The 15,103-nt window shown below is 67.7% G+C and carries 13 protein-coding genes and 2 pseudogenes; 5 read left to right on the top strand and 10 right to left on the bottom strand.

Going from position 1 to position 15,103, the window contains the following annotated elements:
• Positions 1-615: 615 nt before the first annotated feature.
• The 3 genes from ACIRD7_RS43015 to ACIRD7_RS43005 all read right to left on the bottom strand — a co-directional run bounded on the left by ACIRD7_RS43015 (position 616) and on the right by ACIRD7_RS43005 (position 3,906).
• A complete protein-coding gene (locus tag ACIRD7_RS43015) occupies positions 616-2,070 on the bottom strand; it encodes a dihydrolipoyl dehydrogenase family protein (protein ID WP_403461521.1) in 1,455 nt (484 codons plus the stop codon).
• A 226-nt stretch (positions 2,071-2,296) separates the two neighbouring features.
• Positions 2,297-2,770 carry a VOC family protein gene (locus ACIRD7_RS43010; protein WP_403461520.1) on the bottom strand — a complete coding sequence of 158 codons (474 nt, stop codon included), beginning with the start codon at positions 2,768-2,770 and terminating at the stop codon, positions 2,297-2,299.
• 230 nt (positions 2,771-3,000) lie between these two features.
• Positions 3,001-3,906 (bottom strand): NmrA family NAD(P)-binding protein, encoded by a 906-nt coding sequence (locus tag ACIRD7_RS43005; RefSeq protein WP_403461519.1) that lies wholly within the window; start codon positions 3,904-3,906, stop codon positions 3,001-3,003.
• Positions 3,907-4,703: 797 nt separating this feature from the next.
• Here ACIRD7_RS43005 and ACIRD7_RS43000 point away from each other — a divergent pair.
• Entirely contained in the window at positions 4,704-5,024 is a 321-nt protein-coding gene (locus ACIRD7_RS43000; protein WP_403461523.1) for a MarR family winged helix-turn-helix transcriptional regulator, read from the top strand.
• Between the two features lie 350 nt (positions 5,025-5,374).
• A complete protein-coding gene (locus ACIRD7_RS42995) occupies positions 5,375-6,118 on the top strand; it encodes an SDR family oxidoreductase (protein WP_403461518.1) in 744 nt (247 codons plus the stop codon).
• A gap of 319 nt (positions 6,119-6,437) precedes the next feature.
• On the opposite strand, the gene ACIRD7_RS42990 is transcribed toward ACIRD7_RS42995, so the two are convergent.
• Both ACIRD7_RS42990 and ACIRD7_RS42985 read right to left on the bottom strand, forming a co-directional pair.
• The gene (locus tag ACIRD7_RS42990; protein WP_403461517.1) at positions 6,438-7,247 is read right to left on the bottom strand and encodes a transposase; all 810 of its coding nucleotides are present in this window, start codon (positions 7,245-7,247) and stop codon (positions 6,438-6,440) included.
• A 105-nt stretch (positions 7,248-7,352) separates the two neighbouring features.
• Positions 7,353-8,057: an ISL3 family transposase gene (locus ACIRD7_RS42985; RefSeq protein WP_403461516.1), complete on the bottom strand. Its 705-nt coding sequence runs from the start codon at positions 8,055-8,057 to the stop codon at positions 7,353-7,355.
• Positions 8,058-8,677: 620 nt separating this feature from the next.
• Here ACIRD7_RS42985 and ACIRD7_RS42980 point away from each other — a divergent pair.
• Positions 8,678-9,031, top strand: a complete 354-nt coding sequence (locus tag ACIRD7_RS42980) for a hypothetical protein (protein ID WP_403461515.1) — start codon at positions 8,678-8,680, stop codon at positions 9,029-9,031.
• A 386-nt stretch (positions 9,032-9,417) separates the two neighbouring features.
• Here ACIRD7_RS42980 and ACIRD7_RS42975 read toward each other — a convergent pair whose 3' ends face one another.
• The 3 genes from ACIRD7_RS42975 to ACIRD7_RS42965 form a co-directional block, all read right to left on the bottom strand.
• Positions 9,418-10,011 carry a hypothetical protein gene (locus tag ACIRD7_RS42975; RefSeq protein WP_403461514.1) on the bottom strand — a complete coding sequence of 198 codons (594 nt, stop codon included), beginning with the start codon at positions 10,009-10,011 and terminating at the stop codon, positions 9,418-9,420.
• A gap of 808 nt (positions 10,012-10,819) precedes the next feature.
• Complete coding sequence (locus ACIRD7_RS42970; RefSeq protein WP_403461513.1) at positions 10,820-11,173, bottom strand: hypothetical protein; 354 nt, start codon at positions 11,171-11,173, stop codon at positions 10,820-10,822.
• Positions 11,174-11,929: 756 nt separating this feature from the next.
• Complete coding sequence (locus ACIRD7_RS42965) at positions 11,930-12,238, bottom strand: hypothetical protein (protein WP_403461512.1); 309 nt, start codon at positions 12,236-12,238, stop codon at positions 11,930-11,932.
• A 112-nt stretch (positions 12,239-12,350) separates the two neighbouring features.
• On the opposite strand from ACIRD7_RS42965, the gene ACIRD7_RS42960 reads away from it, so the two are divergent.
• A protein-coding gene (locus ACIRD7_RS42960) for an IS5 family transposase (RefSeq protein ID WP_403461522.1) occupies positions 12,351-13,150 on the top strand; the annotation gives its coding sequence in 2 pieces (ribosomal slippage) (positions 12,351-12,699 and positions 12,699-13,150; 801 coding nt in all).
• 174 nt (positions 13,151-13,324) lie between these two features.
• Here ACIRD7_RS42960 and ACIRD7_RS42955 read toward each other — a convergent pair.
• A complete protein-coding gene (locus tag ACIRD7_RS42955) occupies positions 13,325-14,509 on the bottom strand; it encodes an IS701 family transposase (protein ID WP_403461511.1) in 1,185 nt (394 codons plus the stop codon).
• Between the two features lie 76 nt (positions 14,510-14,585).
• Here ACIRD7_RS42955 and ACIRD7_RS42950 point away from each other — a divergent pair.
• Positions 14,586-14,717: pseudogene (locus ACIRD7_RS42950) on the top strand (IS5/IS1182 family transposase); the annotation flags it as partial.
• A 240-nt stretch (positions 14,718-14,957) separates the two neighbouring features.
• On the opposite strand, the pseudogene ACIRD7_RS42945 reads toward ACIRD7_RS42950, so the two are convergent.
• A pseudogene (locus ACIRD7_RS42945) lies at positions 14,958-15,103 on the bottom strand (IS30 family transposase); the annotation flags it as partial.

Here is a 15,103-nt window from a genome sequence, read left to right as displayed (position 1 = left end):
CGCCCTGACCCTGCTCAGCCTCGGCATCGGGCTCGGCGTCCAACGCGCCTTCGACCCGACCGTCCCAGTGCAACCCCTCGTCGACCTGCTGCACAACGTCATGAGCGGGCACCCCTGAGAGCACCACGCTACTGCGGTCAACTTGACCCGGACCTGAAGGACCGGGCTTGGAGGTAGCGCCCGACTGGCTGCTGGGTTGACTCCTCCGTCCACACACCCCTATCGGGTGGCAAGGTGAACGGGGACGTCAGGTACGTCCACATGGCATGGCCGGTCCGGACAGCCGCATGGCTGAGAATCCATTCCCCTCCCTACAGCCGCCACTGTGTCCCCCAGACGGAAGTGGACGGTGCCGACTGGTACTGGTGGTAGCGGGCCATACCACCGTGCGCCTCGATGGCGGAGGGACCAGATCGCTCAGGCGAGGACTCTCCTTGGTTACCGGTGAATGTGACCGGTAGGCCTTTTGCAGCGGAGGTGAGTGCCTGCCGCATCCGATGTACGAGCTGTGCTCTTGCTCGACGGCGACTCCCACGGCTCATCGCTCCCTGTCGGCGCCTTACGGGCCGCTGACGAAGCGGGCCAAGACAGGACGGTCTTGCCGGAGCTCTGCGCTCAGCCCCGGTATGTCTCCAGGAGTCGCAGCCACGCTTCGCTGATCGTCGGGAAGGCCGGCACGGCGTGCCACAGGCGCTCCAGCGGCACCTCGCTGACCACGGCCACGGTGGCGGAGTAGAGCAGCTCCCCCACTCCGGGGCCGACGAAGGTGGCGCCGATCACGGTTCCTTGATCCACGTCGACCAGCATGCGGGCCTTGCCTCGGTAGCCCTGCGCGTACTGGTGGGCTCCCGAGACGTGTGCCAGGTCGTAGTCGACCACGTCGATGTCGCGTCCGGACCGTTCGGCCTCGCGTGTGGTCAGGCCCACGGATGCGACCTCGGGGTCGGCGAAGACGACCTGCGGGACGGCCGCGTCGTCGGCGGTGGCGGTGTGCGGGCCCCACCTGTCGGCGTGGACGGGCTCGCCCCTCGCGCGGGCCCCGATGGCGGCCCCGGCGATCCGGGCCTGGTACTTACCCTGGTGGGTGAGGAGCGCGCGGCGGTTGACGTCTCCGACGGCGTAGAGCCAGCCGCCGGTCACGGCCGTCACCTGGCAGGAGTCGTCGACGGTGAGCCAGTTGCCCGGGGTCAGGCCGACGCTCTGCAGTCCGACGTCGGCCGTCCTCGGGACGCGGCCGGTGGCGAAGAGGATCTCGTCAGCGACCAGGTCACTGCCGTCGTCGAGGGTGATGGTCACCTCGCCGTCGTCACCGCCGTGCCGTTTCACCGCGGTGACGGTGATCCCGAGGCGGACGTGGGCGCCCGCTTCCCGTAGGCCCTCGGCGACGAGTTCGCCGGCGAAGGGTTCCATCCGGTGCAGCAGGCCGTCTCCCCGGACGAGCATGGTCACTTGGGAGCCGAGTGCCTGCCAGGCCGTGGCCATCTCCACGGCCACCACTCCGCCGCCCACTACCGCGAGCCTGCCCGGTACATGGTCCGCGCCGGTCGCTTCTCGGCTGGTCCAGTGCCGCGTGGTGTCCAGGCCGGGCAGGTCGGGCAGTGCGGTGGTGGTGCCCGTGCACAGGGCGACGGCGTGACGCGCGGTCAGCAGGACCGGGTCGCCCTGCGGGGTTGTCACCGACACGCGCTTGGGGCCGTCGAGGCGTCCGTGGCCCCGCAGGAGGTCGACGGAAACCGATGCGAGCCATGCGACCTGGTTCGCGTCGTCCCAGTGGAAGGTCATCTCGTCGCGGTGGGCGAGTACGGCGGCGACGTCCAGTGGCCCGGCCACCGCCTCGCGAAGCCCCGGGACACGTCGGGCGTCGGCCCGCGCCAGGACCGGCCTGAGAAGGGCTTTGCTGGGCTCGCAGGCCCAGTACGAGCATTCACCTCCGACGAGTTCGCTCTCCACGATGACGGTGCTGAGCCCGGCGGCGCGGGTCCGGTCGGCGACGTTCTCGCCGACCGGGCCGGCACCGATGACCACTACGTCGTAGGTCCGGCTCGTTGCACTGGTTGCTGGATCACTCATCACTGGTCCTGTTCGTCTCGGTTGACGGTGCTGGCCAGGCGTCGGCGGATCGGGATGCCCTTGGGGGGCTTTGTCCGCAGCACCGCGGCTCTGCGCCGGTGTGGGCAGAGCAGGTGACGGCCGGGGCGGCCCGAAGGCTGGGTGTGCCGCAGCCCTCGGGGCTTGCCCGGGGCAGACGTCGGGACGGCGCCCTTGTGCCGTTGGCGGGGCCGGTGGCGGGGCGGGGTCAGCGACCGGGGGCTCGCTGCGTGATCTCCTGGAGCACCCAGCCGTTGCCGTCCGGGTCGCTGAAGGTGGCGTAGGAGCCGTAGCTGGCTCGCTCGGGGTGCGGGCCGGCGATCCGCTCCTGGCCCTGGCCCTTGTGGACGACATCGCCGGCGTCGTGCCCGTGGAAGAAGACGCCCTTGCCGTCGTGGAAGACCTCGCTCACCTCGATGCCGCGGTCGACGAGCTGCGTGCGGGCCTGTTCGATGTCCGTGACGACCAGGTACAGCCCCTGGGCCGAGCCGGGCGGGGCTGTGGTCAGGCCCTTGCCGACGATGATCGAGGCTTCGGATCCGGGTGGCGTGAGGTGGACGACCCGGTAGTCCTCGGTGACGTCTTTGGCGAGGTCGAGCCGGAAGCCCGCCTTCTCGTAGAAGGCCCTGGCGCGGTCGACGTCCGAGACGGGCAGGACGAAGAGTTCGAGCTTCAAGTTCATTTTCTCTGATCCCCTTCGTTGTTCGAGTCCCGTATCCGGTGCGGGACTGGTGGGAGGAAAAGGACCTGGCGCCCGCTCTTGATGAGCGGGTCGTGCGTGTGGCCGGTGTGCAGGTCAGCCGGGGTTTGGGCGCGGTATGGGCTGGTGCCGCCCTGTATGTCGGATCCCCGAGAGTCACGGGCGTTGCGTGCGTCTCCTCCCCCTGAGCGCCGGGCTGCCCGAGGAGTCAGTCAGCCGAGGTAGAGGTCCTTGCGTGCCGCCACGAACTCTTCGATCGTCCGGGCGGGGTAGCCGGTCAGACGATCGACGTCGTCGGAGGCTCGGTCGTATCGGTTTTGCTGGTGCAGGCGGCACATGGTGACGATGTGCTCCTCGATATGCGGCGGCAGCCCGATCGTGGAGAGCACCTCCTCGCGCCACGTCTCGAGCGGCACGTCCACGTACGACACCGGTCGGCCCAGCGCTTTGGAGAAGGCGCCGGCCATCTCCGTCATGTCGAGGGTGTGCGGCCCGGTCAGCTCGTAGACGTGCCCCACGTGGGGAGCTGGGTTGCGCAGCACGGTCGCGACCGTCCGGGCGACGTCGTCCACGGCGATGGGCGAGGTACGTCCTGCTCCGAACGGCAGCTCGATGGTGCCGTTCGCGCGGATCGTCTGCGCCGGGAGCGTGGTGAACAGCGGGTTGTCCAGGAACGAGGTCGGCCGGATGTGTACGACCGGCAGTCCGGACCAGTTCAGTACCTGCTCCGCCAGCCAGTGCAGCCGCTGCTGGTGTGACTCGGTCGTGCTGGTGGAGGTCATCTGCGACACCGTCATCTGCGACATGTCGATCAGCGCGTCCAGCTGGCCGTACTCCCGCGCGACGCTGGCCACGACGGTGGCGGCGAGAAGGTGGTCGGGCGACACGGGCATGGCGAAGTACATGCTCGTCGCGCCCTCCAGGGCGGCCGCGACGGTTTCGGGTCGCGTGAGATCGCCCATGACGACCTCCGCGCCGAGGGCGCGCAACTGTGCTGCACGGTCGTCATCCCGGCGGACCATGACGCGCACGGGCACCTCCTGCGCGCGCAGCTTCTCGAGGACGGTGCGGCCCACGCCGCCCGCGCCTGTGACCAGGACGAGGTTTGTGACAGCCATCGGCTGCTCACCTTCTGTGTGGTGGGACAAGAGCGCGCATTGGCGTCCATGCTCGGGACCGCTCGGCAGGGCGCTTCGCGCTGACAGGCCGGCGTGGATGTCCTGCGCGAGCGGTTCCCGTTCGCGAGTGGCGGCCTTGCGGTGTCGTGAGGGAAGCCCGAGGGCGAACACGTGCCACTCCCCGCCACTTAGGCGCATATGCTCCTAACGTTGCACACACAAGGACGTCTCCCCTTGCGCCGCCGGTTGACGATGAGCGGGATGGAACCGCGGCGCCCCCAAAGGCGCACACTCCTGATGCCGTTCCGCGACCCGGCCGGCGGATCGCCATCTCCACGGGTCTGCGAGATGTCGACCCGAACATCGTGCGCAACGCCTGCGCCGGTGACCGCGACGTCGCGATACCTGGTTCCCACGCCTGCGGCCATCCGGCCGCCGCCCCCGACAACTTCGAGGGCCCATCAAGCCTACGCCCCAAGCGAAGGGGCGTCGCGGCGAACCGGCGGCGTGCCGGCCCGCACCCACGGGCGGTCCGTCGCGACACTCGCGCCCGCCCGCCAGCCCGGTCCCGTCGGGTTCGCGGCGGCAATTAGGAGCAGATACTCACACAGGGATCCGGGGCACCTCGGATCAGCACGCACGGTCGTCGATCCGGAGGGAATCATGACTCGCACCGATACAGACGCCGTCGGCTCGTGCAACAACCTGGCCCTGCGCAAAGCAGCGGGATAGCTGGACGCCACCTATGACAAGGCCCTCGCTCCAACGGGCCTGCGCGCGCCACGCAGTTCAGCTTCCTGCAGCACCTGAGTGGCCGAGACGAGATAGCGATCACCAGCCTCGCCGAGACAATCGCCATGGACCGCACGACCCTGGCCACGAATCTCAAACCACTCGCACGCAAAGGCCTCGTCTCCGTCGAATCCTCGGCCTCCGACCGCCGCGCCCGCATCGTCACCATCACCCCGGACGGCGTCGCCCGCATGCAGGCGGCACTCCCCCGCTGGCGCGCCGCACAAGCCCAGCTCGAAGACAACTTCGGTGCCGAGAAGAGCGCACAGTTCCGCGCCATTCTTGCCGAGGTCCTCGACACCGGATTCCGCCCCTGGGCCGAGTAGCCGGCAGCTATCCAGGCCATCGCAGCGATCGGCGACAGCGCAGCGCCTTATGCCGCCGACGTCCTCGCCCACCCACGCGCCCCCGGTGCCGAGGCCTGATGCGGCGCGCGTCGCTACGGCGAAGACGTGGTCCGCCACCCCGTCGGGGGCAGGTGATTCTCCCGTCAGCCCGAGGCGGGGCGATGGGCGCCGAGCTGACAGCCGGGCTCGTGAGCAGCAGCGGCCCGGGAGAGCCCTTCCCGACAATACGAGCAGCTGCTCCTACCTTGGAAGTGGCAAGACCGCCCACCCCACGGATGCCGAAAGCGGGAGGACGCTGAGAGACACCACCGACGAGAGGAGCAATCACCATGCGCATCGCAGTCGCCGGAGCAACCGGGAACATCGGAGCCCGCACCGTCGCCGTCCTGGAGCAGGCCGCACACGACGTCGTACGGATCAGCCGCTCACACGGCATCGACCTGATCAGCGGGGACGGCCTCGACACCGCGCTGGCCGGCGTCGACGCCGTCGTGGATGCCACGAGCCACGAGACAGCCGACCGGGACGAGGCGATGGCGTACTTCGGAGCCGCAACCTCAAACCTGCTCGCCGCCGAGGAACGAGCCGGTGTCCGTCACCACGTGTTGCTCTCGATCGTCGGCATCGACCAAATCGAGGGCAACGCACACTACGCCGGCAAGCGTGAGCAGGAACGCCTCGTGGCTCAAAGCCCGACACCGTGGACGATCGTCCCCTTCACGCAGTTCCACGACTTCGCCGCAACGGTGACCAGCTGGACCGAACACGACGGCGTCGCCACCATCCCGCCGCTGCTCATCCAGCCGATCGCCCCCGCAGATGTCGCCGGCATCCTCGCCGAGATCGCCACAGGAGCGCCGCAGGGGCGCTACCGCGACGTCGCCGGCCCGGAACCGCAGGACCTGGTCGACATGGCCCGGCGCACCAACGACGCACGCGGACACGCGGTCAAACTGGTGCCCACATGGTCATCGGCGCTCGGTCCGGAGATGGCAGGCAACGTACTCCTGCCCGACAACGACGCCCGCATCGCGCCAACCACCTTCGACGCATGGCTCACAGGCCCCCAATAGCGTCATCCCTGCCCATCCCCACACCGCCGCGATCACGCGGCTCGCGCTCCACCCATCGGCGTGTCGGGCGTGCCCCGGCCAGCGGAACTGCGTGAGCGGCTCGGCACCCCTGCCACCGGCCAGTACGTAAAGCTTTGCCGGACAATGCGCGCCATGCCGGGCCCAGCTGGAAGCCGCTGCCAAACCAGCCGACGGCCGACGCCGCAGGGTGCGACCGTTTCGACACACTGTTCCGACACGAGGGACTGTCGGTGGCCTCTGAAAAGTGGTTCTGGATCACTTTCAGTGCCAGGGCCACGGAGGGTCACCGAAACCCCGATCATGAACGGCCTCGCGCGGCGAGGAGGACCCGCTTGCGGAGCAGGTCGAAGTTGGCGCGGCCGAACATCTGGCGCTTCAGCATCTTGATCTTGTTGTTGTGGCCTTCGACGGCGCCGGAGCTGTAGCGCAGGCTGAGGCCGGCGACGACGGCGTCGAGGTCCTGGCCGAGGCCGGTCACGAAGGTGTGCAGGGCAGGCAGGTCGTCGGCCTGGACGCCGGTGATCCACTGGTCCAGGTCCCGGCCCTTGCGGTTGCTCATGAGCTCGGCGAACGCGCGGACGTGGCCGGCGGTGCGGTCGAGTGCGGGGCAGCGGGCCAGGATCTCCTTGAGGCGCTGCGCCTGGTCGTCGGTTAGACGGTCAGGGCGGCGGGTGAGCCAGCTGGTCACGTCCCGCACCGACGGTGCCTTGCGAGGCGGATCCAGAGGGAAGGCATCGCGGAGCCGGGCCACGTATTTCTTCACGACGCTCTCGCCACCGGTGTAGCCGCGCTCGCGCACTTCCTCGAACAGTCGGCGGGCGATGGTGCAGCCCTCGGCCCATCGCTGGTGGAGGTAGGGCTTGTGGGGGTCGAGGATGCTGGTGCGGCCGGCCCACCGTCCGACCAGGAGTTCGTCCGCGCTCGCCGCGTGGGCAAGGCGACGGACGGTGTTGCGAGCCAGTCCGAGTTCACGGCCGATCGCTCGCAGCCCAACTCCCCTGTCGAGAAGAGCGTGGTCGGCGGCGTGCTGTTCCCGGACTCGGTCGGACAGCCGACCGGCTGTCCGCGGTCCCGACGGGGAGACCGGTTCGATCTCCAGCGTCTCCATGGCCTCAGTGACCTGGACCGCGGCGGAGTCGTGCGGTTCGCGAAGCAGAGCGCGATGTTGGACGACGGTCTTCTCGACAGCCTCGGCGAGGTTCGACCAGATGTGCTAACGATCCGCGACATAGACCGCCTCCGGGGCGCCGATTCGGCCGGCCTCGGCATAGGCGGCGGAGCGGTCCCGGCAGATCACTTCGACGCCAGGGTGATCGACGAGCCACCGGGCCACCGTCGATGTTGTGCGGTCCGGCAGCAGGTCGATGGGCTGACGGGTCTCGATGTCGATCAGGATCGTGCCGTAGTTGTGCCCTTTGCGCAGCGCGAACTCGTCCACCCCCAGCACCCCCGGCGTCGTGGTTTCAGGCTCTGGCAGGCGCCGGATCAGCCGCAGCAACGTCGACCTGCTCACCCCGGCCGTCAGGGTCTGGGACAAGCGGGCGCCGGCCCGACCGGCCAGCATCACCGCCAGGCGTTCGAGCACGGTCTGCAGAACGGTACTTCGCCGCCCGTGCCGAAAGGTGAGCCCGTCGACCTGCTCAGCGAACGTCGCCTGCCCGCAGGCGCGTTCACGGCAGCGGAACCGCCGCACCTGTAACTCGATCAGCACCGGACGACCGCCGACTGCACTGTCGGCGAGTCGACGTACGTACCGGCTGTGAACCCGGGACGACAGCGTCCCGCACGCCGGACAGGCAGCCTGCTGCACACCCGTCCGAGCCCGTACGGTCACCAACTCGCCTTCCAGCACCGCGTTTTCGATCTCGACACCCTCGACCTGGTGGAACCACAGGTCCTGGAGAAGCACATCACCCACGGCCGTTCATGATCGCGGTTTCGGTGACCCTCCGTGGCCCTGGCACTGAAAGTGATCCAGAACCACTTTTCAGAGGCCACCGACACTCAGCGCAGTCTCGTTGGCGCCGACCTGCTCCCGCATCCGCGCGGGAGCAGCACTGGCCTTCGCCACACTGCCCAGCAGTGCCGGGCCAGGAAGCCGGGCAGGGGCAGCTCCACTCGGAGGCGAACGCCACCATCAGCGAACAAGCCTCCACTTGCCCGTAGGGCCGGGAGTGCCAACCTGGCGTCCAAACACCGGGTTACTTGATCACACTTTCTCGCACCTGGGTGAGTGGTCGTGACACAGCGACTTGATGAAAGCTGCAACGTTGTCGAAACGCGACAATCCACAGGATGACTAGTGAAAAGGCACAGTTCGCAGGCGTCCTATCCCAAGTGATCCCCGTGGCAATCCTTGCTGTAGTCGTAGAGGCGCGCAATGGCCACGAGACGCGGGCAGCAGCTCAAGGGGGCGGTGCGCCAGCAGGTGGAGCTGGTCCGGCAGGCGCGCCCCCTCCAACAGGCAGCACCAGCAGCGGGGGTACATTGTCGCAGCAGCCGTTGCCTCGACGCCTGTGGGATTCAGCCTGGCGGTTTATGACTGGGCACCCCACAGCAACCGACACCGAGATCGCCCGTGGGTTGCGGTGGGAGACCGGTGTCATCGCCGTACTCGTGTTCATTGAGATGAGCGCATTGATCACTGCAGCTGGCTCGGACAATCGTGTTCTTAACTGGCTCGCCGGGAGGCCTGGAGCAGTCGGCGTTGGCGTTTTGCTAGTGCTTGTCGGGCAGCTCTACATCGAGAGCATCACCGAGACCTATCGGAATGCAGGAGCTCTCACCCCTGACCAAGCCGCGAGTATTGAGAAACGAGCCAGGGTCATCCTCAGATGGACCATCATTGTTGCGATCACATCGGTCATCCTCTTCTACACACGCATCTGGTGAGAGGGTTACCGGACCTGCGCTCTACCTCCTGCACGGCGGCACGGTTGACGGCGATACCCTCTCAAGTAGCTAGCCTTGCGGGTCGGACCCAGCTCCCGTGGGGCCTGGGCCGGAACCTTCACTGATTCGGCGGGCTTCCACACACGCTGCCTGTGCTCCCAGCCTCGCTGCGCGCGAGATGGGAATGGCGCGGACCGGGCACCCTTCTCTGTGCTCAATCGTGGCATGGCAGACCGGACATTGGTCCTCCTCCACCATCTGAGTGCCATAGCGGTCAGGGGAAGGCACGAATTTCAAAAACCCATAAAGAGTCGCGCAGACGAGAAAGCCTATCGTCACTAGCACAGCAATGCTAGCCACAACGACAAGGGCGATGCCCCACCAGGTCACGACTGCCTCCTTTCAAAGGGCCGCACCCTAACCAACCACGCCGTAACGATGATGGCCAGTTCCAGCAGGCAGCCAATTGCGGAGACACCGGAGGCCGTCCAGCGCAGGCAATCTTGGATCATGTGGGCTGATCTATCAGATGCTGAGGCCCTCGACGGTGGCGCCAGCGCAATGGCGACTGCCGCGGTCAGGAACGCCAGTCCGAGATTGAAGGCGCGCCCCGTCCACTTATGAAACTCGCGCCAGCGGCTGATGTGTTTTTCCTGCTCCGTCCTCACGGTGGTGTTGACACTGTTGTCCTGAAGGTCACTATCTCCCCACCATGTAACCAAGTCTCCGTGTGAGTACAGATAACGCCGACCGGAAATACCCAGTTGGATGCTGGCAATTAAGTTAGCAAACGCCAAAGTGAAAGCCAGCATGGTTGCGCCTGGCCACCGGAACTTGTCCGCGTCGGCCACGCTGGTCGCCAAAGCCGCCATGCAGAAGCCAGCCAGCAGCGGGGAGACGGTATTGTTCATGGCATCCACTGCATACACCTGGCCCGGCGTGGCTGGCTTCTTCCACGAAGGCTCTCGGAATCCGTCCATACAGCGAGTCTGACGCACGTCGCGTACTGCCGTCTCAGCATTCTCCGCCGCCCGAATGATCACCGCCGTCGGACTGGCATCCGACACTCTGGCCGCTTGCATGAGCTGGGACATTGGCCGCACCGCCGAGCTGCTGGGGGTGAACGAGGTCACCGTGCGTTCCCACCCTTCGGCACGCGAGGGCACGTATCGCTACCCATATTGACCTGGTGCTCGCCGACAGCGGCCCCATGCCGCGGTGACCGAACGGGCCGTAGAGACCTCTTGCGGCCCATGCCCATCGCGGGCCAGCAACGCCAGCATTCACGCGCGCGCCCACGCCGCGCCATCGTTGAACCGTACGACTCCATACACCGGGCCCCGGAGGCCGTCTCCTCCGGGGTCCGTGGTGTGTCCGGACGCGGGTCAGATCTCCCCGGCCTCCGTGGCGGTGAGCCATCGCCGTCCTGGACGATTTGAACGCGCCCGGGTGGGCGCTGCTCTTCGGGGCGGGGCCGTCTATTGGGACGAGCCGCTGCCAGATGCCGGTGCTGAACTGGGCGAGGATGACAGTGGAGAACTGCTCGCGGGCGCCGGGGGCGAGGCCACCGGAGATGGCGGGTCCGTCGTAGATGACGTGGATGCGGGCCGCGCGTCCCTCGTGCAGAACGTCCTTGAGGGCGGCGATGGCCGGGGACTTCTTGGGGTCGTCCTTCTGCCGGAACGTCTCCCAGTATTGGGCGTTGTCGCAGGGTGATGTCGGCTCGGTCGAGCACGACCATCAGCCGTGGCACGTCGTCGAGGTCGCATTCGAGGTCGATGCGGCGCTTCAGCTCGGAGGCGAGGCCGACCAGGGCTTCGTGGATGCCGGCGACGTTGCCGCGGTGCGAGACCGTCGGCAGGTTCCTCGCCCACAGGTGGGCGACCAGGGTGGCGTCGAGGACCAGGGCGTGGGCGCCTGGTGGAGGAACTGGGCGGTGAGGGTGCGCAGGATGGTCGTGCTGCCGCCGCCGGTGCCGCTGCAGACCAGGATGTTCTGCGCGGCGTCGATGTCGACGGCGATGGCCCGTCCGTTGGTGCTGATGCCGATCAGCGCTGCTGAGGCGGGCAGCGCCTCCGGCTGCTCGCGCAGGCTGCGGTCGGTGAGGCGCAGCAGCTTCGGGAGCGCGGTCGTGTTCGCCATGGTGTGGTGTTCCTTTTCTGTGCTGTGCCTGGGGAAGCGGGTGTTCTCCCGGGCGAGGGGGGATCGTGCGGGCCGGGCGGGTCCCGGTTCGCGGGGTGCCGGCAGTCGAGGTCGGTGGTGCCTGAGGCAGCGCGGGGCCGGTTGCGTGCCCAGCGCTTGAGGTCGCCGACGCGGTAGAGGAGTTCGGCGCCGCGCTTGCCGACCGAGCCGGGGAAGGACGGGTCATGGCGTGGGCGTAGCGCAGCGCGGCGAGGGTGATCTCCGGCAGGTGGTGTTCGAGGGCCTCGCGCAGCCCCACCGCCTGGTCGTCGTCCATCGGGGCCGTGGTCGTCGGCGACGCCCCCGCCGTCCTGGTGTCGCCCGGGCCGGCAGACGGTGCCTGGGCGGCGGGAAGAGCGGTCAGTGCGGCCGTCTCCGGACCCGTGGGCAGGGGCGGCGTCGCGTCCCGTCCACGACAGTGGTGGCGGAGCCGTCAGCGGCCTTCTGAAGCTGTACTGAGGCGTGTTGGGTCGGGACGGCGGTGTGCTTCTTCGCGGTGGTGGCCGGGCCGGTGGTGGCCCACTCACGGGCTTCGGCGTCGGTGAAGAACAGCACCTGGGTCTCGCGCGCGGTGCCGCCGATGACGACCTGGGCGCGGCCGGGGTGCGGGCCGGGGCCGAGCCGGAGAGGGTGTTCGCATAGTCCGACACGTCAGAGGGGGCGAGGTGAGTGCAGAGACGGCCGCTGCCGGCGGACAGAACACTCCTCTCCCCCGTACTACTGATCTACAGGAGTCTCGCTCGCACGGTCAGCGTGCCGCTTCCACGGGTAGCTGTCCCAGCCCGCATCCAAGATCGCATTGCGGCCGAGGTCCTTGCCGATGAGGACAGTGTTGAGGGAGTACGTCGACGCCAGAGGGTCTTCCTGGCGCTCGCGGAGGAGCTGACTTACCGACGTGTCCCTCAGCGCTACGAGGTGCTCCAGTTCTGTGGCACTGCAGACGGTTACGGGAATGTTCGTGTCTGGCTGCATCTCTTTCGGGTGTGGCTCTCGCTGAGTGAGATCGTCGGCCCCGTCGACTTCCATGTGTTGAGGGCTGGTTCGGGCCGGGCGTTGTCAGTGCTGGCGTATAGCGTGCGCCCTCCAGTCGGCATCAGGGCATCTCATTTGGATCGGTAGCCTGTTGGTCGTGGCTTCGATCGTTGAGCGGCTGGTGCCGGATGAGTTGTGGGAGCTGTTCCAGCGGGTGGTCCCGGAGGCTCCGTCGCGGCCTCAGGGCGGCGGCCGGCGCCGGCATGGTGACCGGGAGGTGCTGGCCGCAATCGTGTTCGTGGCCACGTCGGGCTGCACGTGGCAGCAGCTGCCGTCCGCGTCGTTCGGGCCGGCGGGAGCGACGGCTCACCGGCGCTTTGCCGAGTGGCCGAAGGCTCGGGTGTGGGCAAAGCTCCACCGCCTGGTCCTCGACGAGCTCGGCGCCCGCGGCGAGCTGGACTGGTCCCGCTGCGCAATCGACTCGGTGAACATGCGGGCCCTGAAAAGGGGGAGCTGACAGGCCCGAATCCTGTCGACCGGGGCAAGTACGGCTCGAAGGTCCACCTGATCACCGAGCGGACCGGCCTGCCCCTCTCCGTCGGAATCTCGGCGGCGAACCTGCACGACAGCCAGGCGCTGATCCCGCTGGTGAAGGGAATACCGCCGATCCGCTCCCGGCGCGGACGCCGGCGGCGCAGACCGGGAAAGCTCCACGCCGACAAGGGATACGACTACGACCACCTGCGGCGATGGTTACGCGGGCGCGGCATCAGGCACCGCATCGCCCGCAAGGGCATCGAGTCCTCGACCCGCCTGGGCCGCCACCGCTGGACCATAGAACGCACGATGTCCTGGCTCGCCGGATGCCGCAGACTGCACCGCCGCTACGAGCGCAAAGCCGAGCACTTCCTGGCCTTCACCAGCATCGCCTGCACCCTCATCTGCTACCGCCGACTCACCAAATGAGATGACGTCTAATACTGCAACGGTGTTTGTTCGGATTGCTGGGCAGTTTTCAGGGGTTGTGACCGCGGCGTTTGGAGTGACTGACGCGGGCCTGTCGTTGTCGCCTCCGGCGCCAGGTTGACCAGTGCAGGATGTGGTCGACCGGTGTGGGCTGGCGGTGGGTGAGGCGGGTGATCAGGCGTCGGATCTCGGCGAGGCTAAGGTGGATGAGCTGGGAGGATCCGTTTCTGCTTTCTCCGTGTCCAGCTCCCGCGCCCGCAGGACGGTCAGGCAGGCGTGGGCAGCCATGGCCAGGGTCATGTGGCGGTGCCAGCCGGGATAGCGGCGGACCTGGTAGTCGTCCAGGCCGCACTTCTGCTTGGCGGTCTGGAAGCACTCCTCCACCGCCCATCGGCTGCCCGCGATGCGGATCAGTTCGTCCAGGGCCGTGTCGGCCGGGCAGTAGGCGATGTAGTAGGAGATCTCCTCGGGCCGGCTGATGCTGCGGCGGGCGAGAACCCAGTGCCGGCGGTCCTCGCGGTGCCAGGGCCGCACCTCCACGCGCGCCCAGTCGAAGATCCGCCGGCCGTGGGCTCCCGCGCCGCAGGAGCGGCGTTTCCACTTCTGCCGCGGCAGGCCGGGGAACAGGTCGTGGACGGGGTGGTCGATGAACCAGCGAGTGACGACCGTGTCGTGCCGGGTGGTGGCCATGACGTGGAAGACGTCCGCCTGTTCCAGCTCGAAGCGCCAGCCCTTGCTGAAGCCGTAGGCGGCATCCGCCGTCACCCATCCGAACGGGATACGGTCGGCGATGGCCCTGCGGACCATCGCCTTGGCCATGGCCACCTTCGTTTCGAAGGCGACCGTGTCGTCGATGCCCGCCCGCCGGCACCGCTCCCGGTCGTCCGTCCAAGAGGTGGGCAGATACAACCGCCGGTCGATGAGTGTGCGTCCGCGATCTGTGGCGTAGGCGAGAAACACCCCGATCTGGCAGTTCTCGGTGCGTCCCGCAGTGCCGGAGTACTGCCTTTGCACCCCTGCCGAACGGACGCCCTTCTTCAGAAAGCCGGTGTCATCGACGATCAGGACGGCCTCGCTGTCTCCGAGGTGTTCGACGACGTAGTCACGCACATCGTCCAGGACCTCGTCGGCGTCCCACTCGATCCTGTTCAGCAGCCGGTGGATGCGATCGGGACCCCCGTGCCCGGCTTCCTCCGCCAGCGTCCAGCCGTTCTTCCGCTCCAGCGGCGCGACCAGGCCTCGCATGTAGGCCAGCGCCGACTGACGCGGCTCCTCCCGGTTGAACCGGTGCACGAACCGCTCATGCAGCACGTCCAGTTCACCCGCCCACAACCTGACACCAGCAAGGTCCCCACCCATAACCACACCAACGACCGAACTGGCCAGCAGTCACGACAAACACCGTTGCAGTACTAAGCACAACCCATAGACCACGACCCTCCCGGCCCGCTCCGAGGCCATGATCCACCTGGCCATGACCGACCTGATGGCCCGCCGCCTCACGGGCGAGTCCACCATCTCCTGGCGCGACCCGACATCACCACATCAACGTCGCATTCCAGGATGAAACAACGGGAGAAAACGACCTCCTAGAGCCCGATGGCGATGGCCTGGAAGACGACGCAATGGTGGGCTGGGCCAGCACGGTTGCGGAGGCGTGGAGGCCCCAAGAGGCAGAGGACAAGCCGTAACTGCCCTGGCGTCGGCTCGGTCACGACAGGTTGTCTAAGTCTCAAGATTGGGAAACCGCGAAAGGGCCCCACCGGAGGCGAATTCCAGGGGTTGTTGCAACACCGTGGTGAGTTGATCAAGCCGCGAGCAGTTTAGACAGACGCTCGGCTGGGGTTTCCCAGCCGAGCGTCTTGCGTGGGCGGCTGTTGAGTTCGGCCGCGACTGCATCCAGGTCCTCGCGGGTGTGACGCGACAGATCGGTCCCCTTGGGGAAGTACTGTC

Origin of the sequence: Streptomyces sp. NPDC093568 (assembly GCF_044764945.1) — a bacterium.
In the GTDB taxonomy this organism is placed as follows: Bacteria; Actinomycetota; Actinomycetes; order Streptomycetales; family Streptomycetaceae; genus Streptomyces.
The sequence above is the reverse complement of the archived record's forward strand: the minus strand, read 5'-3'. Positions and strand labels throughout refer to the sequence as shown.